Source organism: Azotobacter vinelandii CA (assembly GCF_000380335.1).
Taxonomy (GTDB): domain Bacteria; phylum Pseudomonadota; class Gammaproteobacteria; order Pseudomonadales; family Pseudomonadaceae; genus Azotobacter; species Azotobacter vinelandii.
Map to the genome: position 1 here is coordinate 3674483 of NC_021149.1, position 20172 is coordinate 3694654.

At 62.2% G+C, this 20172-nt stretch carries 21 protein-coding genes and 2 pseudogenes; 12 read left to right on the forward strand and 11 right to left on the reverse strand.

Annotation, left to right across the window (positions count from 1 at the left end; genetic code table 11):
• Positions 1-2: 2 nt before the first annotated feature.
• From AVCA_RS25290 to AVCA_RS16390, 3 genes are read right to left on the reverse strand one after another with little or no spacing between them, the layout of a single operon-like run.
• Positions 3-1346 (reverse strand): hypothetical protein, encoded by a 1344-nt coding sequence (locus AVCA_RS25290; RefSeq protein ID WP_012702133.1) that lies wholly within the window; start codon positions 1344-1346, stop codon positions 3-5.
• On the reverse strand, positions 1343-3514 hold the full coding sequence (locus AVCA_RS16385; protein ID WP_012702134.1) for an ATP-binding protein: 2172 nt from the start codon (positions 3512-3514) through the stop codon (positions 1343-1345). Before AVCA_RS16385 ends, AVCA_RS25290 begins: the two co-directional genes overlap by 4 nt.
• Positions 3514-3759 (reverse strand): hypothetical protein, encoded by a 246-nt coding sequence (locus tag AVCA_RS16390; RefSeq protein WP_012702135.1) that lies wholly within the window; start codon positions 3757-3759, stop codon positions 3514-3516. Before AVCA_RS16390 ends, AVCA_RS16385 begins: the two co-directional genes overlap by 1 nt.
• A gap of 26 nt (positions 3760-3785) precedes the next feature.
• Between AVCA_RS16390 and AVCA_RS26510 the strand changes: the two genes are divergently transcribed.
• Entirely contained in the window at positions 3786-4202 is a 417-nt protein-coding gene (locus tag AVCA_RS26510) for a hypothetical protein (protein ID WP_175556031.1), read from the forward strand.
• 228 nt (positions 4203-4430) lie between these two features.
• On the opposite strand, the gene AVCA_RS16400 is transcribed toward AVCA_RS26510, so the two are convergent.
• The 3 genes from AVCA_RS16400 to AVCA_RS16410 form a co-directional block, all read right to left on the reverse strand.
• The gene (locus AVCA_RS16400) at positions 4431-4751 is read right to left on the reverse strand and encodes a helix-turn-helix domain-containing transcriptional regulator (RefSeq protein ID WP_012702136.1); all 321 of its coding nucleotides are present in this window, start codon (positions 4749-4751) and stop codon (positions 4431-4433) included.
• Positions 4748-5083 (reverse strand): type II toxin-antitoxin system RelE/ParE family toxin, encoded by a 336-nt coding sequence (locus tag AVCA_RS16405; protein ID WP_012702137.1) that lies wholly within the window; start codon positions 5081-5083, stop codon positions 4748-4750. The genes AVCA_RS16400 and AVCA_RS16405 overlap by 4 nt, the downstream gene beginning before the upstream one ends.
• 161 nt (positions 5084-5244) lie before the next feature.
• A complete protein-coding gene (locus AVCA_RS16410; protein WP_012702138.1) occupies positions 5245-6447 on the reverse strand; it encodes a tyrosine-type recombinase/integrase in 1203 nt (400 codons plus the stop codon).
• A 184-nt stretch (positions 6448-6631) separates the two neighbouring features.
• Between AVCA_RS16410 and AVCA_RS25295 the strand changes: the two are divergent.
• Positions 6632-7231, forward strand: a pseudogene (locus AVCA_RS25295) (IS630 family transposase); the annotation flags it as partial.
• A gap of 170 nt (positions 7232-7401) precedes the next feature.
• On the opposite strand, the gene AVCA_RS16420 reads toward AVCA_RS25295, so the two are convergent.
• The 3 genes from AVCA_RS16420 to AVCA_RS25780 form a co-directional block, all read right to left on the reverse strand.
• A complete protein-coding gene (locus AVCA_RS16420; protein WP_012702140.1) occupies positions 7402-8607 on the reverse strand; it encodes an IS701-like element ISAzvi10 family transposase in 1206 nt (401 codons plus the stop codon).
• Positions 8608-8704: 97 nt separating this feature from the next.
• The gene (locus AVCA_RS16425; protein ID WP_012702141.1) at positions 8705-10123 is read right to left on the reverse strand and encodes an aminotransferase-like domain-containing protein; all 1419 of its coding nucleotides are present in this window, start codon (positions 10121-10123) and stop codon (positions 8705-8707) included.
• Positions 10124-10179: 56 nt separating this feature from the next.
• A protein-coding gene (locus AVCA_RS25780; protein ID WP_144061657.1) for an IS5 family transposase occupies positions 10180-10937 on the reverse strand; the annotation gives its coding sequence in 2 pieces (ribosomal slippage) (positions 10180-10622 and positions 10622-10937; 759 coding nt in all).
• A gap of 220 nt (positions 10938-11157) precedes the next feature.
• Between AVCA_RS25780 and AVCA_RS16440 the strand changes: the two are divergent.
• Positions 11158-11364 (forward strand): annotated as a pseudogene (locus AVCA_RS16440) (IS701 family transposase); the annotation flags it as partial.
• 123 nt (positions 11365-11487) lie between these two features.
• On the opposite strand, the gene AVCA_RS16445 reads toward AVCA_RS16440, so the two are convergent.
• A complete protein-coding gene (locus AVCA_RS16445; protein ID WP_012702142.1) occupies positions 11488-11898 on the reverse strand; it encodes a type II toxin-antitoxin system VapC family toxin in 411 nt (136 codons plus the stop codon).
• Positions 11898-12134 carry an antitoxin gene (locus AVCA_RS16450; protein ID WP_012702143.1) on the reverse strand — a complete coding sequence of 79 codons (237 nt, stop codon included), beginning with the start codon at positions 12132-12134 and terminating at the stop codon, positions 11898-11900. The genes AVCA_RS16445 and AVCA_RS16450 overlap by 1 nt, the downstream gene beginning before the upstream one ends.
• Before the next feature lie 311 nt (positions 12135-12445).
• Here AVCA_RS16450 and AVCA_RS16455 point away from each other — a divergent pair, with 311 nt between their 5' ends.
• Genes AVCA_RS16455 through AVCA_RS16495 form a run of 9 tightly spaced genes read left to right on the forward strand, consistent with a single transcriptional unit; the run spans position 12446 to position 20153 of the window.
• Positions 12446-12763, forward strand: coding sequence for an integrative conjugative element protein, RAQPRD family (locus AVCA_RS16455; protein ID WP_236616398.1), 318 nt, complete (start codon positions 12446-12448; stop codon positions 12761-12763).
• Positions 12760-12999 carry a TIGR03758 family integrating conjugative element protein gene (locus AVCA_RS16460; RefSeq protein WP_012702145.1) on the forward strand — a complete coding sequence of 80 codons (240 nt, stop codon included), beginning with the start codon at positions 12760-12762 and terminating at the stop codon, positions 12997-12999. Before AVCA_RS16455 ends, AVCA_RS16460 begins: the two co-directional genes overlap by 4 nt.
• Before the next feature lie 18 nt (positions 13000-13017).
• Positions 13018-13362, forward strand: coding sequence for a TIGR03745 family integrating conjugative element membrane protein (locus AVCA_RS16465; RefSeq protein ID WP_012702146.1), 345 nt, complete (start codon positions 13018-13020; stop codon positions 13360-13362).
• A 12-nt stretch (positions 13363-13374) separates the two neighbouring features.
• On the forward strand, positions 13375-13767 hold the full coding sequence (locus AVCA_RS16470; RefSeq protein WP_012702147.1) for a TIGR03750 family conjugal transfer protein: 393 nt from the start codon (positions 13375-13377) through the stop codon (positions 13765-13767).
• Positions 13764-14420: a PFL_4703 family integrating conjugative element protein gene (locus AVCA_RS16475; RefSeq protein WP_012702148.1), complete on the forward strand. Its 657-nt coding sequence runs from the start codon at positions 13764-13766 to the stop codon at positions 14418-14420. Before AVCA_RS16470 ends, AVCA_RS16475 begins: the two co-directional genes overlap by 4 nt.
• Positions 14417-15340, forward strand: coding sequence for a TIGR03749 family integrating conjugative element protein (locus AVCA_RS16480; protein ID WP_012702149.1), 924 nt, complete (start codon positions 14417-14419; stop codon positions 15338-15340). Before AVCA_RS16475 ends, AVCA_RS16480 begins: the two co-directional genes overlap by 4 nt.
• Positions 15321-16808 carry a TIGR03752 family integrating conjugative element protein gene (locus AVCA_RS16485; RefSeq protein ID WP_012702150.1) on the forward strand — a complete coding sequence of 496 codons (1488 nt, stop codon included), beginning with the start codon at positions 15321-15323 and terminating at the stop codon, positions 16806-16808. The genes AVCA_RS16480 and AVCA_RS16485 overlap by 20 nt, the downstream gene beginning before the upstream one ends.
• Positions 16786-17232 (forward strand): TIGR03751 family conjugal transfer lipoprotein, encoded by a 447-nt coding sequence (locus AVCA_RS16490; protein WP_012702151.1) that lies wholly within the window; start codon positions 16786-16788, stop codon positions 17230-17232. The genes AVCA_RS16485 and AVCA_RS16490 overlap by 23 nt, the downstream gene beginning before the upstream one ends.
• Complete coding sequence (locus AVCA_RS16495; RefSeq protein WP_012702152.1) at positions 17232-20153, forward strand: conjugative transfer ATPase; 2922 nt, start codon at positions 17232-17234, stop codon at positions 20151-20153. The genes AVCA_RS16490 and AVCA_RS16495 overlap by 1 nt, the downstream gene beginning before the upstream one ends.
• Positions 20154-20172 lie beyond the last annotated feature (19 nt).

Here is a 20172-nt window from a genome sequence, read left to right on the forward strand (position 1 = left end):
TATCATTTAGAAGGCAACTGCACGATCCCCGGTCGGGATGTGTATCCATTAGAGTGCGAAAGAAGAAGCATCAGCAATTGCTCGCGAAGACGGTATCTGATCTTCCACGCTTCGCAGGCACCCGCAGGCCGGCTCAAGGAGAATCGTACATTCACGTGCAAGCGGAACGGAGATTGCGTTCCGTCCAGCACAAGGGCCGGAGACTTCCACTCCGCCGCCGGTGCTGATGCACTACGCTTCAGATCTGCGGGAATTTCAAGTCCTAGAAGATAGGTCAGAGGGCCTCGCCGCTTCTGAGCATAATCACAAGCAGCACCAACTCTCACCAGATAGGGTCTACATCTTTCATGGTCGGCGGCCTTTATCTTGAACTCTTCTTCAAGAAGTTCAAGACGAGTGCCATCGAACACTTGACGCAATTGATCGTCCGAATTCCAAATGTCTTCGCTCAATTCGACAACAGCGCCCCAGTCTGTCGCCAGGATGGTTTCTGAGCCCGGAACTGCCACATGCAGCATCCGATTGACACATCCGGCTTCCTGGTTTGATGCGTCCTTGAGCGAATCGTCGTTGTGTCGTGTGACAGCTTTTTTCCAGAGTTCTGCGGTTTCCGCAGACACCTCCTGGTTCAGCACCCGGTCGGCCAGAATGGGAGCCAGCGCGGTTGTGATGGCAGTACGATGATTGACCTCGACATTGGGGCGTCCGACTGCCTCACGCGCAAGACGACTGAGAATGGTATCGAGCGCACCAGGGAAGGAAGCACTGACTCGCTCCGCAGCAGGGACAAGCTTAAGCAGTTCAGCGAGTGTGTCTCCTGCAGCCAGCAGCACATCCGCTTCCCATCCAAGAAGTGCTGCAATCTGCGGATTCGCGACAACCGCATCATGAACTGCCTGCTTCAACTCTTCCGGATCGGCAATGCTTCCATCCCCGACATTGATGAACTTCTCTTTTGCAAGACTGAGAACGGCAAGTGGCCTAGCATGGGGCTTCTCGGCGTCTATGTTCTGATCGAGATAATCCCGAAGTTCTGCACTGAGGTGCTCATGCTCCGTCCATACAACGAGAATGAAGGGGCCGCCATTCCTGCTGATGTTGTCTTCCAGAATTGATGCAATCAGGCCATAGTGCCGCCGCTGGTCAGTGCTTGCTTGGCCATCAACAAGATGAAGATCCATGAACAGGCATCGGACCCCTTTGAAATGATCCTGTTTCAACTCTTCTGCCGGGTCGTACCTTATACCCATGCACGGAGTGCCAAGAAGCTGGAACGTTCTGGTGATGGCCAGAAGATGATGGTCCCTGTCGTCCACGACGACGAAACGCGGTGCCGAGAAGATCAATTCTTTCCCCCTTTCCCAAATACAAGTGCGAGCACTGCCCCATCAAAACCCTCCGGGACATTGGCCTCGTCAGCATCGGGGAAGGCTAGGCGGCCGCCATTCAGCTCCATGACCATGTTGGTGTAATAGAGACCAACTCCCATGCCATCGGGTCGGCGACTGAAGAAGGGACGCCTCAAGCGCTCAGGATCATCCTGGAACCCCGGCCCGTTGTCAGCAACGATGATCGCGGGTCCCTCGGCAAAATCCTTTTCGACATTGATGTACAGCTTTCGAGGGGATTTTCCCTGGCCATCAGGCCAGCGCACTTGCAGCCAGTAGAAGGCGTTATCGAGAAGATTGTTCAAAGCCCCAAGGAGCAGGCCGAAAGCGAAGTTCATTTCGATGTCCGGAACATCGTCTTCCAAAGCCGGACACACTAATTTGACTTCATGATTACGGAACCTGACACGGTTGATATCCCGCGCGCGCTTGATCAGATGCTTGATGCTGTTTGGGCGTTGCTCACCCTTGCGCAACAGTTCACTGAATCCATCAAGGATACGGACCAGTTCTCGCGCCTGCACCTGTACAGCTTCACGGCTCCGCCCTCCCTCTATGGCGTCATGAAGGACGCGAACACCTTGTTCGATTTCATGGAAAACGATGGCCAGCCCCATGCCGGATAGTCCAGCTCGAAGCATCGTGTCACGCATCTCGTTGTAGTTTTTCTCCGCCTTGTTGATCAGCGGATCAAGCTCTTTGGAGAGACGGTGCTTTTTGGCAGCATCTCGCAAAGCCTGAAGAGGCTGGGCAATGTTTGCTGCTTCGGGATCGTGGCCTTTGCCGGTCAACGCGCGGATATTGTCCTTGTCTATCTTGCGCTCGACCTCAAGGATCGCGAGTGCGCCAAGAACGATCTGTCTGAGCCGCCGATACGCATCGTTTTCAACAAAACCCTCGCGATTCGTCTTTTCGGTGAGTTGATGACTTTTCTCAAGCGAAAGATCAATTGCACCTACCACGATGTTCCGGCTGATATTTCGCGTGGGCGTGTTGACGCGACGAAGGTCCAGCCCAAGCCAGTCGTCGCCGGGCTCTCCATAGTTGTAGACACGGATACTGTCTCTGTAGACGCGAACACCGCCACTTTCATCAAGAAAATTCTGGACAAGTTGACTGTCTCCCAACTTGGTCAGGATGTCGTGATCGCGATCGAAGACATAGAACTCACCCTTCACCATCCCGATGCCATTGGAGAGGGAAGCGTCAGCCGTGATCCTTTTTGGTTTTGCCGACTTGGTACCTTGGTCCGTTCCGTAAACATCGGTATCGCGCTCCTGCGCGATAAGCAATGCCCCCGTCCTGTCCGGAATCTTCCTGGGTGCCAGCTTGATGCCGGTAACGCCTCTGAACTCATATGACCACTCAAGTTGCCCGTCTTCAAACGAAAATCGGAAGTACCAGGGCGCACGTTTGAGCAGCACATCGACATCCGGTACCCCCGCAACCCAATCCGGGTGCTCGGGGACTTTCAATTCGGTTTCAAAGCGATCCGAACGGTCAGTGAAAGGTGATGCGATGGATGTGATCTGTCGAAGCAGGCGCCGCACTTCACCTCTGGTCCATGTCGCTTCACGCAACTCGCTGATGGTCAGCTTGGTCCCGGTCTTCGCTCCCTTAAAAACCTCAGGAGATCTGGTCTGTACGTTGACGACAGCTTCGGAGAGGAACTGCTTCTCGATAAGTGCGGACCAGTCGATATGGACAACACACTCCGGCTGGCCCTTTGCTCGCGTGACCAGCTCAATGCGATCGCCCAGCTTATGCACGGCAAAGCGACCCAGCCCCTTTTCTCCGAGGGGCAGGCGATTCAAGCGGGTTCTCTTCAATGCCTTGCGCTGCAGTTCACGATGATCATGCGCAGGTACGAGCCAGATATCCCTGATGGTGGAAAGCGCCATGCCATCGCCATCGTCTTCTACGACGATGGTTGGGCTCGCTGTGCGAAGTCCCTTGAGTGTCACAGTGACGGTTTCAGCATCCGCATCGTATGCATTCTTGACAAGTTCGAAGACCGCCAAGCGGGGCGTGCCGATGAGTTGATCACCCAGGAGCTGCAACAGCCGCGCACGCGGCCGGAATGGCAACTTGAGCGAATCATCAGCGGGTTTGCTGGTAGTTGCCATCAGCGCATCTTCCGTTTGTCGCAGAGTTCTTCATCCTTCACCATGAATCCGACGGCTTTCAGAGCGCTCAGAATGATGGTTCTCTGTGTCGTTCCCTCTTGTGCTGCCTTCAAACTCACCTCCCGCTTGATATGCGCAGGCACCATGACCTGAAGGGAAACATCCTTGGACTCGGCATCATTGCTGCCTCGATCGGCCACTTTGTTGGAAGTACCAGCAGACATCAATTCCGCCCCATGTTTCATGATTTCATGATCTTAACAAACTGTAGTTGAGCCTGCTACTGCTCACACTCCCTGTCGTCCGACCTTTACAGGTTCAACCGGACAAGCTCGGAGACGAGGTTCGTGTACCAGGCTTGTGGCATGGGCCTCCAGATCTCATGAGCAAATCGAATGCGACTCATCTCACCTCGCATAGCCATTTCATAGAGATCTTCGTAACCTTGATAACGCATGGAGAACTCAAGAACATGGTCGCCAAGATGGTAGAACTCATCCTCATCAAGGCCGCGCCTAACAGCATCATCCCGGAGAAGCCCGAAGAGGAATGCCCATTCGTCCTGATCGTCCCCTTGCTCGGCGCCAAGGGGAAGAGACAAGTCGGGCCTGCCATTGAACTCAGCATGCACCCGACAGTGGCATTCGTGGCACAGAGTGACGCCGTTGCCAGTCTCAAAGGCTCCTAGCGGATAGAGCGTCTTCCGGATGACGTGGTGAGCCTGAATTCTTTCGCTCGAATCACAGCACACGCAACGATACAGATCCCGGGCTCTGATGAACTGACTCCACAACCGGAGAATCCACTTGTGTGTACGGCCCTTCTCTATGGCCCCCATGAGAGCTATTTTCCGCTTCCGGATTTCCTCCAGTCCTGGCGCAGGGATTGATTTCACTCGGGCATGTCCAATGTTCAGTCAGGCGACGTGAGCAGGAGGCCCCGAAGTGGATAGCGGTTGTACTGCCAGCCGCAGGCCCATTGCCTTGAGGATGGCGGTCAGGCTGTTCAAGGCCGGGTTGCCCTTCGGCGAAAGCGTGCGGTAGAGCTGCGTCGGGTTCAGGTGTGCCTGCTCGGCCACCGCCTGCACGCCGCCGAACGCCTGCGCTAGCTGGCGCAGCACAGTCAGCAGTTCGGCCTGGTCGCCGTCTTCGAGGATGCCGTTGATAACGTCGAGCGCGAGCGCCGGATCGCTGCGGTACAGCTCGGCCATCGCTTCGTCATGGGTTCTGCTTCTCATTCGTCGGTTCTCCGTTGCCAGTCCTGCCAGTAGTCCACCGCGCGGTCGATGTCGGTGTCCTGCGTGCGCTTGTCGCCACCGCACAACAGCAACACCAGCCGTTGCCCCGACAGGGCGTAATAGACCCGGTAGCCCGGCCCCATGTCGATGCGCAGCTCCCACACGCCATCACGACAGAACTTGTGATCGCCGAAGTTGCCTTGCTCGATGCGGGCCACGCGCCGGATGATCGCCACCTTGGCCTTGCCATCCCGCAGGTGGCCCAGCCATTCGATGTAAAGATCCTTCTGCCCGTCGGCCGTCAGGTAGTGCTCGATTTGGTACGTGGTCATTTTCGTTTATAGACGAATGGGAGTCAAGGTAAGAAAACGGCCGACCCATGCCCGAATTGTCGCAACGCTGTCACGACAATTCGGGCAGGCAGTGGCTGTGGCCCAGGATTCGCCAGACACCATCTGGCGAATTGACCGGGCCACCGCAAGCGGCAGCGGGGTCATGCCGTGGCCGCAGCGGGGCGCGGCGATCCGCCCGTGATGGCCTGCCGCCGACTCGCCACCAGTTCGGCCGCATCGCGCACCGGCTTGTCCTCGGTGTGGACGTAGTGCATGAACATCGCCACGGTCTTGTGCCCCGTCAGCGCCATGCCGACCTTGGTGGGCACGCCCGAATTGGCGATGTCGGTGGTCGAGCGGTGGCGGATGCCGTGCGTACCGACGTGCGGCACGCCGGCGGCACGGAGCACGCGCTTCCAGCCACCATAGTGCTCGCCAAAGGTCAGGTGCCGGGTCGGGTCGTTGGGCGACGGCAGGACGTAGGGGCAGCCTTCCCGGCGCGGCGCCCTGGACAGCAACCGATAGGCTTCCTCGCTCATGGGCTTGGAAATGCCGCCCGTCTTGCTGTCGGGCCAGACGACACGGCGCTTTTCCAGATCAACCCAGTCCCATTCGAGCGGGCAGATTTCGGAGCGACGGGCGGCAAACTCGAATTGCAGGCGGATCGCCAGCGGGATGACGTAGTTCTCCAGTCCCTCGGCTTCCATGTGCTCCAGGTGACGGAAGATCCGCACCAGTTCATCGTCCACGATGAGCCGGGTTTCCTTGCCGGGCGGAAACATCGGGACGTGCCGGCAAGGATTCGTGCCGTCAGGACGCAGCCCCCATACTTCGGCCAGGTTGAACATCTTGCGCAGTACGCCGAAGGTGCGGTTCGCCTCGGCCGGCTTGTGGGCCAGCTTCTTCATCAGCGCGGCCACGTCCGGGCGCTTCACGTCCTGCACCTTCATCCGGCCCAGGATGGGAATGATGTTGCGGTCGATGACGCCCCGATAGCCGCGCTGCGTGCTGGGCTTGTTGCGCTGCTTGGAGTAGTCCTCCATGAAGGTGGTGCAATACTCCTTCATGGTCGGCGCCTTGCGGGCGGCGACCTTGGCCGCACTCGGGTCGCCGCCCCGGCGAACCTCGGCTAACCACTCCTGCGCCATGACGCGGGCCTGCTCGACGGTCAGTTCCCCGTACTGGCCCAGGGCGGGCTTGCGGCGCTCGCCGGCGTTCGTGCGGTACTGGAGCATGAACACCTTGCGGCCAGCCGGGGTGATCTTGCAGAGGAAGCCGGGCACCACAGTGTCCCGGAGTTCGACGGCCCGCGCCTGGGGCTTGGCGGCATCGACGGCGGACTTGGTGAGTTTGATTCTTGCCATGATGACTCCTCAGAAACCTCGGTTTCCAAGAGCCACATGGGAGCCACGCGACCGGAAGCCGGGTCAAGTTTCGGAAAGCACCGGCATATGATGGACGCGCCTAATTCCTTGATAAACCTGCTGTAGCGGGCTTAGGCGTAGTCCAGCGAAATGCCGGGCTGGAGTCATCGTCAAACAAAAAAAGACGGCGCATGCAGCCGAGCAGCAACGGCCGGACGTCCAGGCAGCCCGACAGGGATGGATCGAGGAGCAGTCCGGTTTCGATTGGCGCAAGCTGATCTTCGTCGACGAAACCGCCGCCTCGACGAACCTGGCCCGCCTGCGGGGCTGGGCCCCTCGCGGCGAGCGCTGCCGGGCCGCGATCCCCCACGGCCACTGGAAAACCACGACCTTTACCGCCGGCCTGCGGGTGGATGGCCTGAGCGCGCCGCTGGTGCTCGATGGCGCCATGAACGGCCCGGTCTTCCTGGCCTATGTCGGGCAGGTTCTGGTACCCGAGCTGACGCCCGGCGATATCGTGGTGATGGACAACCTGCCGGCCCACAAGGTGGTGGGGGTACGCCAGGCCATCGAAGGCGCAGGAGCCACACTGCGCTACTTGCCACCCTATAGCCCCGACCTGAACCCGATCGAGATGGCCTTCTCCAAGCTCAAGGCACTGCTGAGAAAGGCGGCGGCGCGGACCGTGCCGCAGCTGTGGCAGAGCATTGGCGAGGCGATTGCGCAGTTCTCGGCGCAGGACTGCAGGCACTACTTCGAGGCCGCCGGATATGAATTGGGATAAGGTAAAAATGCTCTAGCACTACAGTTGTATTTTTCTTCTCATGTGTGCTTGTTGGGCCCTGTGCTGATGTCTCCTGCGCCAGAGCGACCAAGCCATGATGTGATCCGGTGCGATTTGCCGTTGTGCCAGTCGGGTAGCCATTCGCCGGATTTCCCGCATGGACCAGCGGATCAACCCGGATATGTCAGGGCTATCAGCCGCTGGATGGTTTTTGGGGGAGCCGGGGCGTTGGCCTGATGGCGCACCCGGGCCAACAAGGCAAAGGCCAGCATGACCAGCGAGACATGGCGATGCCAGCCATGCCAGGAGCGGGTCTCGTTGTGATCCAGGCCCAACTCGCCCTTGGCCGTTTCGAAGGCGCTCTCGATCGACCAGCGATGGCCCTCCACCCAGGCCAGCCTCTTCAGAGAGGTTCCAGCCGGTGCCCAGGTGGTGAAATAGGCCAGTTCTCCGTCAACCAGACGGCGACGGATCAGCAGGCCCCGTGTCCAGACGCCCGTTGCGGAGGGGGCATAGTCACTGGCCTCCAGGTCCGCCAGCTCCAGATAGGCCCACTCGTGCAGGCGTGGCCCCTGAGTGCCTTCGCCTGCCGAGCAGCGCCTCCAGGCCGAAGATGGTAACGCCCGAGCCGCCTGTTCGGCCGTGCCGGAGAGCCAGGGCCGGTCAATCCAGGCCTTGACCGCATGGGTGCCCTTGACACCCAACACGTAGCCCTTCCCGGCACGTCGCAGGGCGGTCTCGAGATGACCCACTCCATAGACGCTGTCGGCGGCCACCCAGGCGAACGGCGTATTCGCTGCGATGGCCCGCTCGATCATGTCCTGAGCCAGCCGGGGTTTGGTCGAGAATCCGATGCCCTTCGGCACATGGGCGGCTGCCAGGCGTTCGGGGTCTGCCGTCCAGTCCCTGGGGAGATACAGCGCTCGGTCGATGAAGGCCTGTCCGTGGCGCGAGACATAAGCGGCAAAGACACCGATCTGGCAATTGGTGATCTTGCCGGCCGAGCCGGTGTACTGGCGAGCAACGCCACAAGAGGTATGGCCTTGCTTGAGAAAGCCCGTCTCGTCCAGAACCAGAACAGCTTCGTCGTCGGCCAATTGCTCGAGCACATAGTCGCGAACCAGATCGCGCAAGGCATCGGCCGCCCAGCGGCCGCGCCCCAGAATGGCCTGTTGTCGCCAGGGGCCGGGATCGCCCGCCGCCTCGGCACGCATCCAACCGGTCTTGCGTGGCTCGGCACCCAACAGGCCATCCAGAAACAAGGCTGCAGAAGCGGCTACGCGCTCCTGAGTGAACAGGGGTCTGATGCGCTGCTTGACGTCCCGCAGCGACGAGACCCATAGCTCCAGAGTGGTTTCGATGGAAGCGTGAGTCATCTGAAATCTCCTCGCCAGAAGGAAGATCATCAGGACAGATAAGCTGCAAAAACGCAACTGTAGTGCTAAGGCGTCGGCAGCGCATTCCAGCGGTGCCCTAAATAGCGCCGGAAAGCTGACTAACGGTGCTGCCAGCCAGTGCCCCATAGCTACGAATACACTGCGCGAACAACGGCTCCCCGACATAGGCAACATTCAATCTGGTCCAAGGTGTTGGTGCTTTCTGATCGGTCTTGAAGATCGCGCCAGGGGCCAACGTGAGCCCTTGGGCTTGAACTTCCTGGGTGAACAGAGACGAGTCCCAGACTCCCGGGAATCGGGCCCATAGGTAAAGGCTCTGCTCCGGACGGCAGAACACCTCGACACCCAGCTCATCCAGCACGTTCAGCCCGTGCAGGGTCGCTTCGCGCACCCTGTCCTGCAGCCGCGTCAGATGGCGCAGGAAGTGTCCCTCACTAAGGATCACATCTACCGTTCGCTCGCACAGTTCGGAACTGCTGGTGTGCAGCAGCATCTTCAGGTCAGCCAACTCGTCGATCATCTCTTTGCTGCCCGCGATGTAGCCAACACGCAATGCCGCGGACACGGACTTGGAGAAGCTACCGATGTACAGCGAGCGGCGTAGTTGATCTAGGGCGGACACCTTGAGGGACGAACTGGGTTTGAAGTCCGCCAGAGCGTCGTCCTCCACCAGGATCAGGTCATGCCGCTCGGCCAGCTGCAGGAGCTGGTGGGCCTTTGCCGGTGAGATATCGGAGCCGGTCGGGTTGTGTCCGATGGACTGGATAAAGAACAATCGCGGCCGTTCCGTGCGCAGCAGCGCCTCCAGGGCCACCATGTCCGGCCCGTCCGGCAGGCGTGGCACGCTGAGCATGCGCGCGCCCTGCAGCTGGAGCTTTCCGAACAGCGGATAGTAGCCGGGATTCTCCACCAGTACCGAGTCACCTGGGGCGACGAAGCGGCGGATGATCAGGTCCAGAGCATGGTTGGCGCCGTGGGTGGTGACGATCTGCCTCGGCGTCGTGCTGATGGCGTAGCTGGCCAGCTTGCGTACCAGACTCTGCCGCAGGGCCGGATTACCCAAGCGATTGCCGTAGCGGAACAGTGACCCCGCCCCGCTGCGCATCACCTGCTTGGTGAACCTATCCAGGCGCATGTCCTGCAGCCAGGAAACCGGAGGAAAGCCTTCCCCCAGGGGCGCCTGGCCCGGTTCGCGAACGAACTGCTGACGCATCATCCAGATGGTGTCCATGGCCCGGGCATAAGGCAGCGCCTCATCCGGCTCCGCCGTGTTTACGGGCGCAGCCCGAACGAAGAACCCCTGTCCGTGCCTGGCCTCCACCAGGCCTTTGGACGCCAGCAGTTCATAGGCGGTGATCACGGTGTTCTTCGAATGCCCGTGCAGGCGCATGTATTCGCGTAGGGATGGCAGGCGATCGCCGACCTTCAGTACGCCTTCGTGTATCTGCCGTTCCACCGAGTCGGCCACCTGTTGCGCCAGGGTTATGCGGGGCATCTGAAGCTCCTCAACTGTCATTGGTACAGTGTGGGTACTGTTAGGGCCTGTTAACACTACCGTAGGGCCTCAGCGATAAGAGCCACAGTGACGAAGGCGGCGTACATGAGGTCAAGCTTGTCGTAGCGCGTGAACACGCGGCGCCAGGCCTTGAGTCGTCGAAACAGCCGCTCGATACCGTTGCGTCGGCGATAGAGCGGTTTGTCATACTCCCACGGCTGGCGCCGCCGGGGGTTGGGTGGCACCACCGGCACGAAACCCAGGCCGCAAGCCAGCTCGCGCGTGGCATTGTCTTGGTATGCACTGTCCATCAACAGAGCCACGAGCCCGTGGTGAGGTCCCAACGCCTGAATCAAGCGCCTGCCTTCGGGGGCATCGCCAGCCTGCCCCGCCGTCAGGCTCCAGGTCACGACATTGCGATCATCCGCGGCAACCAGATGCAGTTTGGTGCTCCAGCCGCCGCGGCTGCGACCGAGGGCTTGAGGACCGTTTTTTTTCGCGCGCCCGTACCATCCGGATGCACCTTCACGATACTGGAGTCGAGGCTGATGGCCTCGATGCGTATCTGCATAAGTCGCTGGCGCTGCAACTGTTCGAAAACACGATCGAGCACGCCGGCTTTGCTCCAGCGCATCATGCGGGTGTAGACGGTGTGCCAGTTGCCATAGCGTTCGGGCAGCGCGCGCCATTTGCAGCCGTTGGCTGCCACATACAGGATGGCGTTGAGTACTTGCAGGTTGCCCAGGCGTACATTGCCGCGTTGGCGCGGCAACAAGCCTTCGATTTGTTTGAATTGCTCGGCGGTCAGTTGCATGGCACTCGGTCTCAACACTGTTTTGCTGCATTCTAGTAAATAGAGTTAACAGACCCTAGGCGATGCTCAAGCAGATGAGTACCTGAGTTTCGACATAATAGGTTGTGGGAAGGGGCCGGGTGGTTGTCCGGCCCTCGAAGTTATAGTGATTTAGCACTACAGTTGCCTATCTGTAGTTTATCTGTCCTGATGATCTTCCTTCTGGCAAGGGAGATCTCAGATGACTCATGCTTCCATCGAAACCACTCTGGAGCTATGGGCCTTGTCGCTGCGGGACGTCAAGCAGCGCATCAGGCCCTTGTTCACGCCAGAGCGCGTGGCCGCTTCTGCAGCCTTGTTCCTGGATGGCTTGTCGGGTGCCGAGCGACACAAGACCGGCTGGATGCGCGCCGAGGCAGCGGGTGATCCCGGCCCCTGGCGACACAGGCCATTCTAGAGGCCGTTATTAACCACTGCTTTAGTTATCGTTTGCAGTCATGCAGACGACAACCCGAAAACCCTACCCAACCGATGTCAGCGTGGACATTCCGAAGGGGTGATTCCAGTGGAATCACTCGGCTTGAGCTTCCAGCCAGTTTTCGATCGATACACCCGGATACTTTTTGAAATCCCTCACATTGTTGGTGACCAGGATGACATTCAGGGCCACCGCATGCGCAGCGATCAACTTGTCGAGATGATCCTTCTTGCTGTCGCGCGTCGCCAACCTGATTGGGCCATAAGCCATTCCGGCAGCGGCATCGAACGGTGCGACAGGAATGTCTTCGATAAGACTGGCCAAGTTGATGCGCTCCCGCTCCGGATTGGCCGATGTGGCCACGCCATAATCCAACTCGGCATACGTGATGGCCGATATCACCACGTCACCGACATAGCATTGCGCGAAACGTCGAACGACCTCCTCCGGCTGATTTTTCATCAAGTAGATACACATATTGGTGTCGAGCATGTAGCGCGGCATTACAGGGCATCCCGCTCCGTTTGCTCGTGATCCCCTCTATCTGCAGCCATGACGTCCGAGGAGAATTGAGCGAACTTCTTCAGCACGCCGGCAAGTGATCGACGCGCTGGACGAATACGGATTTCATCGCCCTCGCGCTCGATCTCCAGTTCCATGTCTGTGCGTTCGTAGGCCAGATCGGCAGGAATGCGGACGGCTTGCGAGTTGCCGTTTTTGAAGACCCTCGTTGTGTACATGGCAAGCTCCGGTTGCAGGTGTACGAAGGATGTACATTAGGCCAGGACAAGCAGAAAGTAAACACATGGATGTACGCAGTCCATTTATGACGCAAGCCTAGCCATGGACCATCATGGATAGTTTGAGCCGATCGGCTACCTGCTGTTTTTCAAGCGTGCACGGCCGGCCTGACGGCCCGAAAAAAATCCGCGCAGGCCCAGTACGCATTTCTTGCTGCGGGCTGTCGACCGGTGCCGGCAAGCTGGCATGAACGACTTGCCAGAGCCCAGCCGTGAATCGCTATCCGCTCCTCCTTGCCTCTCCCTGTCGACTGGCCCGCCACGGCCTGCTCGCCATCGCCGGCTGCGTGCTGGTCGCACCCCAGGCGAACGCCGCGAGTGCGTCCGAGCAGGCCCACATCGAGGTCATGATCCGCCAGTTGAATGCCCTGGAGGAGTCGGCCAGGCGCAGCGCCCGGATCGCCGACGAGCCAGGCCAGCGCTACTTCTTCGACTACCGGCGCCTGGCCACCGACATCCAGCGTATCCGCCAGGGCCTCCAGGACTATCTCACCCCCAGCCGTGCCCAGCCCAGGGACCCGGCCGATCTCTCGGGCAGCTACACGCTCAACGGAGGCCGGATGCCATGAGCATGAGTTCCGCCCAATCCACGGCCTTCCAGGCCGCCAGCGGCTTCACCTCCAGCGCGACCACCACCCTGTTCGTGGGTTTCGCCCTCACCCTCGCCTACCTGTGGGCCGGCTGGGCCATCTACAGCGCCTACAAGGGCTGGGCGACCAAGAACCTCGACCGGAACATCGCAGCGGCATCGGCCATCCGGGCCGTGGTGCTCTGCATGATCCTGACCGCCTTCGTCCTCAGTTGACCCAACCGGAGCATCGTCATGCCCAAGAAAACGAAAACCCTTCGCCACATCGCTATCGCGGTTGCCCTGGCTGTTCCCCAGTTGACGTTCGCGGCCCTGCCACAAGCCCAGGCCCCGTCTCGCGGCGAAGGGACGAACATCATCCAGACGCTGCAGAACTACGGCTACGACGGGGCGATGCTGCTTGCGCTGCTGTTGCTCGCGGCCATGTTCCTGGGCGTCGCGGCCCATGCCTACGGGGTCTACCACGAGATCCACGAAGGCAAGAAGAAGTGGCGCGACCTCGGCGCGACCGCGGCCGTCGGCGTCTGCATCATCGGGGTCGGCATCTTCCTGGCAACCCGGGCCACCAACATTCTCTGATGGGACACGGACATGGTCGAAGAGCATGACAGCCTGCTCGCGGACGGGACGCTACGCTTCCTGCCGATCCGTCTGAACAACCAACCCGTGGTGATCGGTGGGCTCACCGCCGACGAGATGTGGGCCACCCTCGTCGCCAGCGCGGGTGCCGGGCTCGCCCTCGGCGTGCCGGTGGCGATCCTCGCCGGCAACCTGGCCCTGGTCCTGGCCGGCGGGCTGCTGGGCGGCGTCTTCGGCCTGGCGGTGGCCAGCCGCATCCTGCGCCGGATGAAGCGCGGCCGGCCGGACACCTGGTTCTACCGGCAGGTCCAGCTCACCCTCGCCCAGCGCCTGCCCGCCCTGAACAGCCACCGGCTCATCGTGCGCTCCGGCGCCTGGAGCTGTCGTCGCACGGAGCGCACATGAGCTATCGGAAACGGGTCGACGCCCAGCAGGCGCACATTCTCAGCCTGCGCCTGGCCCTGGGGCTCATGACCCTCCTGAGCCTGGCGCTCGCCTACGGCTGGTGGAAAGCCCCGCAGGAGCTGACCATCCACGTCCCGCCGGACCTGCGCTCGGGCAGCACGCGCAAGTGGTGGGAGGTTCCACCGGAGAGCGTCTACAGTTTCGCCCTCTACATCTTCCAGCAGATGAACCGCTGGCCGAAAGATGGCGAGGTCGACTACCAGGACAACATCCATCGACTGGATGCCTACCTCACCCCCGCCTGCAAGGCCTACCTGCAGAAGGACTACGAACTGCGGCGCAACGCCGGGGAGTTGCGCAAGCGTGAACGCGGCGTATTCGAGATTCCCGGCCGGGGCATCGGCGACGCGGGCGAACAACGCACCCTCGTGCACAGCATCAACGACTGGACGGTCAACCTCGACATGGCCGCCGACGAGCATTACGGCGGCGAGCGCGTGAAGCGCGCGCTCGCGCGCTACCCGCTGCATATCGTTCGTGCCGATGTCGATCCCGAGCAAAACCCGTTCGGCCTGCAGTGGGACTGCTACGGCGGAAACCCGCAGCGCATCGAGATCGAGCTGGATACGGCCGTCACGGGAGGCCGTCCATGAAACAGCCAGGCCGCTGGGGAGGCGCCCTGCTCACCCTGTTCGCCCTGACCGCCCAGGCGGTGGAAATCCAGCGCTGGGAGCGCCTCCCCCTCGCCGTCCCCCTGCTCGTTGGCCAGGAGCGGATCGTGTTCGTCGACCAGAACGTCCGGGTCGGCATGCCGCCCGACCTGGTCGGAAAACTGCGCGTCCAGAGCACCGGCGGAGCCCTCTACCTCCTGGCCCAGGAGGCGATCCTCCCCACGCGGCTGCAACTGCAGAACGTCGCCAACGGCGAGATCATGCTGGTGGACATCGCCGCCACGCCGGCCCAGGCCGACCAGCCCGGCCTGGAGCCGGTGAAAATCGTCGCCGGCGACAACACCCCTTCCCGTTACGGCCAGCAGACCGTTGCCAGATCCCGCAGCACGGCATCCCGCAACACGGCGGCTCAGGACACGTCACCGGAGCAGGACGACCAGGAGCAAGAGGCGCCGGCCACCCCCAAACGGGAAACGCCCATTCCGGTGGTTCTGACCCGCTATGCGGCGCAGATGCTGTATGCGCCACTGCGTACCGTGGAGCCGGTCGAGGGAATAGCCCAGGCGCGCGTCGAGCGGCGCCTGGACCTGAGCACCCTGCTGCCGGTTCTGCCAGTCGAAGCCACCGTTCTCGGGGCATGGCGGCTGGATGGTTTCCGGGTGACGGCGGTGAAACTGCGCAACGCCGGCGCACAGCCGGTTTCGCTGGACCCTCGCGAGCTGATGGGCGACTTCGTCGCGGCGACCTTCCAGCACCCGTACCTCGACGGTCGCGGCAACGCGACCGACACGACGACGCTCTACCTGGTCACCCGGGGCAAGAGCCTGGCCGAGTCCCTGCTGCCGGCTGCCGTCGGCCAGATAGATCCCCGAGGAGGCCGGCATGGCGACGCTGAGCAGTAATCCGCTGCTGAAGTGGCTGGCGGCGCCCTTCGTGATCCTCGCGGTCGTCATCGCGATCTCGGCCACTAAACGCAACGACGACCCGGCGTCGGGCGAAGCGACCCCGAAGATCGGCGCCGGCCAAGCCGAAGCGCTGGGGGTCGACGGCGATACCCCCGGCGATACCCTGCGCACCGTCGTGGCCGAAAGCCGGCAACTGAAGGATCAGATCACCCAGGCCCTGCAGCAGAACAACGAGTTGAAACAGCAGAACGACGAGTTGATGACCCGCCTGAAGAACATCGATCAGACCGTCGAGCAACGCCTGGGCGCCGCCCAGCAGCAAGCCCGCGAGCAAAGCCAGGGCGTGCTCGACAACCTGCAAAAGCAGTTGGACACCCTGACGCGCCAAGGCGCCGACCTCGGCGGCACGGCCGGCAGCGACCTGCCGGTCGGCTTCGGGGTTCAGCCGGGCGATGGCCAGGCGTTCCAGCCCGCCGCGAAGCCGGATCTCGTCTGGATCGAACCGCAGGACGCCACCGCCCTGGACGCCAATGGCCAGCCGCTCGCGGCCGGATCGAGCCAGACGGCGAGCGGCTTCAGCTTCCCGTCGAGCTTCGGCCAGGGTCTCGACCGTGGCCAGAACATCCTCGACACCAGCGCCCGCAGCGTGGGCGGGGAGATCTCCCCGCAAGACGCCCGCAAGCAGGTTCGCAAGACCTACACCCTGCCCCAGAACTCCACCCTCCTGGGCTCGGTCGCCCTGTCGGCGCTGATCGGCCGGGTACCGGTCGACGGCACGGTCAACGACCCGTATCCCTTCAAGGTCCTGATCGGTGCGGACAACCTCGCCGCCAACGGCATCGAGCTGCCCCACGTCGCCGGCGCCGTGGCCACCGGCACCGCCTCCGGAGACTGGACGCTGTCGTGCGTGCGCGGGCAGATCCGCAGCCTGACCTTCGTCTTCGACGACGGCACGGTACGGACGTTTCCGGCCCCGGCCGAAGAGGCGAACGACAGCCAGAACGACAACCAGGCCAGCAGCGGCGACCCGCAATCCATCCAGGGTGGCCTGGGCTGGATCAGCGATTCTTACGGCATCCCCTGCATCAGCGGAGAACGCCGTTCGAACGCCAAGGAGTACCTGACCACCCAGTCACTGATCACCGCCGCCGGCGCCGGCATGGCCAAGCTGCTCGATGCCGACGAGAACAGCAGCTCGACCGTGTTCAGCAGCAACGGCGCCTCGTTCGGTACGACCGGCTCCTCCGGCAATTCGGCCATCGGCTCCATCCTGTCCGGCGGCGTGAGCGATATCCGCGCCTGGATGGGCAAGTTGTACGGCGAGGCCTTCGCCGCCGTCTACGTGCAGCCCAGAGCGAAGGTCGCCGTCCACCTCACGCAGCAGTTGGCCATCGACTACGAACTCAAGGGCTGCAAGGTCGATTTCAACGCGGGAGCCTCCCATGTATCTGCACACCTCGACTGAGCGCCGCTTCCTGGCAGGTGCCTGGCTGACGCTGGCCTTGCTCGGCATCGGCGGTTGCTCCACCAACAAGGACAAATTGCTGCCCCACGGCGCCACCGACATGCTGGACGTCTGGCAACAAGGGACCACCGGCAGTGCCGGCAGCGCGAGCGGCCGGATGCTGCTCGACGCCCGCCAGGCCCTGCGCCGGCCGCTGGAGCCACGGCAAGCGGCAGCCCGCAACGACAATGCGGCCTTCACCCGGACAGCCGAGAACGAGATCCACAGCCAGTTCAAGCGTCTGCCCAATCCCGACCTGGTCATGTACGTGTTCCCGCACCTGGCCGGCTCCGATCCGGTGCCGGTACCGGGCTACACGACCGTATTCCCGCTCTACCAGCGGGTGCAGTACGCCATGCCCGGCGAGCGGACGGAGGACTACTGATGGGCCTCTTCGAACGATTCCGCGGCCGCGCCCGGATGGCGGAGAAAGTCGAGCCCGAGGTCCAGATCGCCGACGTCGCTCAAGAGAGTCATGAGGCTCATGAGGCTCATGAGGCTCCCGACATCGAGAGGATCGAAGCCGCCACCGAGCGCCATCTCGAACGGCTGACCCGCCTCGGCATCCCCGATCCGACGGACTGGCGAGATCCCGGCAAACGCCCGGCGACCCAGGCGGACGTCGCCAGGCTCTACGAGGTGGCGCCCTCCTTCGTCGACCTGTTGCCCTGGGTGGAATACCTGCCGGACGAGCAGGCGATGCTCCTCGAGGACGGCCATTCGTGGGCAGCCTTCTTCGAACTGACGCCGATCGGCACCGAAGGGCGCGACCCGGCCTGGCTGCGGATGGTTCGGGACGCCCTGGAAAACGCCCTGCAGGACAGTTTCGATGAACTCGACAGCTCGCCGTGGGTGGTACAGATGTATGCCCAGGACGAAACCAACTTCGACGATTACCTGCAGTCCCTGCGCAACTACATCCAGCCCAGGGCCGCGGGGAGCGACTTCACCGAGGTCTACCTGGCGTTGTTCAAGCGGCATCTGGAGGCGATCGCCAAGCCCGGCGGATTGTTCGAAGACACGGCCGTCAGCCAGTTGCCCTGGCGCGGCCAGCAGCGCCGGGTCCGCCTGGTGGTCTACCGCCGCGTCCAGGTATCGGACATGGTCGTGCGTGGCCAGGCGCCCGCCCCCTATCTCGCGGTGATCTGCGATCGCCTGGTCGGTGCCCTGGCCAACGCCGGCGTGGTCGCCAGACGCATGGATGGCCAGGCCGTGCGCACCTGGCTCGTCCACTGGTTCAATCCCCGCCCCGACCACCTGGGCGCGACGGATGCCGACATCCGCCGCTTCCTCGAACTGGTCTGCCAAGCCCCGGAGGGACTCTCCGAAGACGACTTGCCGCTGGCCAGCGGCACCGACTTCGCCCAGAACCTCTTCTACCGGGAACCGCAGTCCAGCACGCCCAAAGGGCTCTGGTATTTCGATGCGATGCCGCATCGCGTGGTGGTCGTCGACCGGCTGCGCGATGCGCCGAAGACCGGCCACCTGACCGGCGAGACCCGCAAGAGCGATGCCTACAACGCCCTGTTCGACCGCCTGCCGGAAGACACCGTGCTCTGCCTCACGATGGTCGCCACGCCCCAGGACCTGCTGGAAGGCCACCTGGAACAGCTCTCGAAGAAAGCGGTGGGCGATACGCAGGCCTCGATCCACACGCGCGACGATGTGGAGCACGTCCGCACACTGCTCGGCCGCAAGCACAAGCTCTATCGGGGGAACCTCGCCTTCTATCTGCGGGGGACAGACCACAGGCAGCTCGACGAACGGACCACCCAGCTCAGCAACGCCCTGCTCGGTGCCGGCATGTCGCCGGTCCAGCCGCAGGACGAGGTCGCCCCGCTGAACAGTTACCTGCGCTGGCTGCCCTGCAACTTCGACCCCAACGAGCGGCATGCCCTGGACTGGTACGTCCAGTTCATGTTCGTCCAGCACATCGCGAATCTGGCACCGATCTGGGGACGCTCGACGGGCACCGGCCACCCCGGTGTCACCCTGTTCAACCGCGGTGGCGCGCCGGTCACCTTCGACCCGCTGAACCGCCTCGATCGCCAGATGAATGCCCACCTGTTCATCTTCGGTCCGACCGGCTCGGGCAAATCGGCTTCGGCGACCAACATCCTCAGCCAGGTCATCGCGATCTACCGGCCTCGCCTGTTCATCGTCGAGGCGGGCAACAGCTTCGGCCTGCTGGGCGAGTTCGCGAAAAACCTGGGGCTCAGCGTGAACCGCGCGCGTCTCGCTCCCGGTTCGGGCGTCAACCTGGCGCCCTTCGCCGATGCGATCAAGCTCATCGAAGCCCCCGGCAAGACGAAGGTCCTGGACATGGAGGCCTCCGACGATCACCTGGCCGACACCGAGGACGAGCAGCGGGACATCCTCGGCGAGATGGAAATCACCGCCCGCCTGATGGTCACCGGCGGGGAGGCGAAAGAGGACGCGCGACTGACGCGCGCCGACCGCAGCGCCCTGCGCCAGTGCATCCTGGACGCGGCCAAGACCTGCTCCGAGCAGGGAAAGACCGTCCTCCCGGAGGATGTGCGCGATGCTCTGCGCCGCATGGCGGCCGACGAGAAAATACTTGAACCCCGGCGCAATCGCCTGATGGAAATGGCCGAGGCCATGTCCATGTTCTGCATGGGCGCCGAAGGCGAAATGTTCAACCGGCCGGGCAGCCCCTGGCCCGAGGCGGACCTCACCATCGTCGACCTGGCGACCTACGCCCGCGAAGGCTACGAAGCGCAGATGGCCATCGCCTACATCTCGCTGCTCAACACGGTGAACAACATCGCCGAGCGCGACCAGTTCAAGGGGCGGCCGCTGATCTTCTTCACCGACGAAGGCCACATCCAGCTCAAGGTGCCGCTGCTCTCTCCCTACGCGGTCAAGATCACCAAGATGTGGCGCAAGCTCGGCGCCTGGTTCTGGATGGCCACCCAGAACGTGGACGACGTCCCCCCGGAGGCCTCCGCCCTGCTGAACATGATCGAGTGGTGGATCTGCCTGAACATGCCGCCGGACGAGGTGGAGAAGATCGCCAGGTTCCGCGAACTGACGCCGGCGCAGAAGGCGATGATGCTCTCGGCCCGCAAGGAGAACGGCAAGTTCACCGAAGGCGTCGTGCTCGCCAAGCGCCTCGAACTGCTGTTCCGGGTGGTTCCGCCCAGCCTGTACCTGGCGCTCGCGATGACCGAGCCGGAAGAAAAAAAGCAGCGCTACGACATCATGATGGCCAAGGGCTGCGACGAACTCGGCGCCGCCCTGGAAGTCGCCGCCGACCTGGACCGCAAACGCGGCATCACCTCCTGACCCATCCCCTCCACACACT

Bases quoted from the DNA above. Each gene is read 5' to 3' on its own strand.
- AVCA_RS16385 (WP_012702134.1), bottom strand. From the start codon at position 3,514: ATGGCAACTACCAGCAAACCCGCTGATGATTCGCTCAAGTTGCCATTC.
- AVCA_RS16390 (WP_012702135.1), bottom strand. From the start codon at position 3,759: ATGAAACATGGGGCGGAATTGATGTCTGCTGGTACTTCCAACAAAGTG.
- AVCA_RS16400 (WP_012702136.1), bottom strand. From the start codon at position 4,751: ATGAGAAGCAGAACCCATGACGAAGCGATGGCCGAGCTGTACCGCAGC.
- AVCA_RS16405 (WP_012702137.1), bottom strand. From the start codon at position 5,083: ATGACCACGTACCAAATCGAGCACTACCTGACGGCCGACGGGCAGAAG.
- AVCA_RS16410 (WP_012702138.1), bottom strand. From the start codon at position 6,447: ATGGCAAGAATCAAACTCACCAAGTCCGCCGTCGATGCCGCCAAGCCC.
- AVCA_RS16420 (WP_012702140.1), bottom strand. From the start codon at position 8,607: ATGACTCACGCTTCCATCGAAACCACTCTGGAGCTATGGGTCTCGTCG.
- AVCA_RS16425 (WP_012702141.1), bottom strand. From the start codon at position 10,123: ATGCCCCGCATAACCCTGGCGCAACAGGTGGCCGACTCGGTGGAACGG.
- AVCA_RS16445 (WP_012702142.1), bottom strand. From the start codon at position 11,898: ATGCCGCGCTACATGCTCGACACCAATATGTGTATCTACTTGATGAAA.
- AVCA_RS16450 (WP_012702143.1), bottom strand. From the start codon at position 12,134: ATGTACACAACGAGGGTCTTCAAAAACGGCAACTCGCAAGCCGTCCGC.
- AVCA_RS16460 (WP_012702145.1), top strand. From the start codon at position 12,760: ATGAGCATGAGTTCCGCCCAATCCACGGCCTTCCAGGCCGCCAGCGGC.
- AVCA_RS16465 (WP_012702146.1), top strand. From the start codon at position 13,018: ATGCCCAAGAAAACGAAAACCCTTCGCCACATCGCTATCGCGGTTGCC.
- AVCA_RS16470 (WP_012702147.1), top strand. From the start codon at position 13,375: ATGGTCGAAGAGCATGACAGCCTGCTCGCGGACGGGACGCTACGCTTC.
- AVCA_RS16475 (WP_012702148.1), top strand. From the start codon at position 13,764: ATGAGCTATCGGAAACGGGTCGACGCCCAGCAGGCGCACATTCTCAGC.
- AVCA_RS16480 (WP_012702149.1), top strand. From the start codon at position 14,417: ATGAAACAGCCAGGCCGCTGGGGAGGCGCCCTGCTCACCCTGTTCGCC.
- AVCA_RS16485 (WP_012702150.1), top strand. From the start codon at position 15,321: ATGGCGACGCTGAGCAGTAATCCGCTGCTGAAGTGGCTGGCGGCGCCC.
- AVCA_RS16490 (WP_012702151.1), top strand. From the start codon at position 16,786: ATGTATCTGCACACCTCGACTGAGCGCCGCTTCCTGGCAGGTGCCTGG.
- AVCA_RS16495 (WP_012702152.1), top strand. From the start codon at position 17,232: ATGGGCCTCTTCGAACGATTCCGCGGCCGCGCCCGGATGGCGGAGAAA.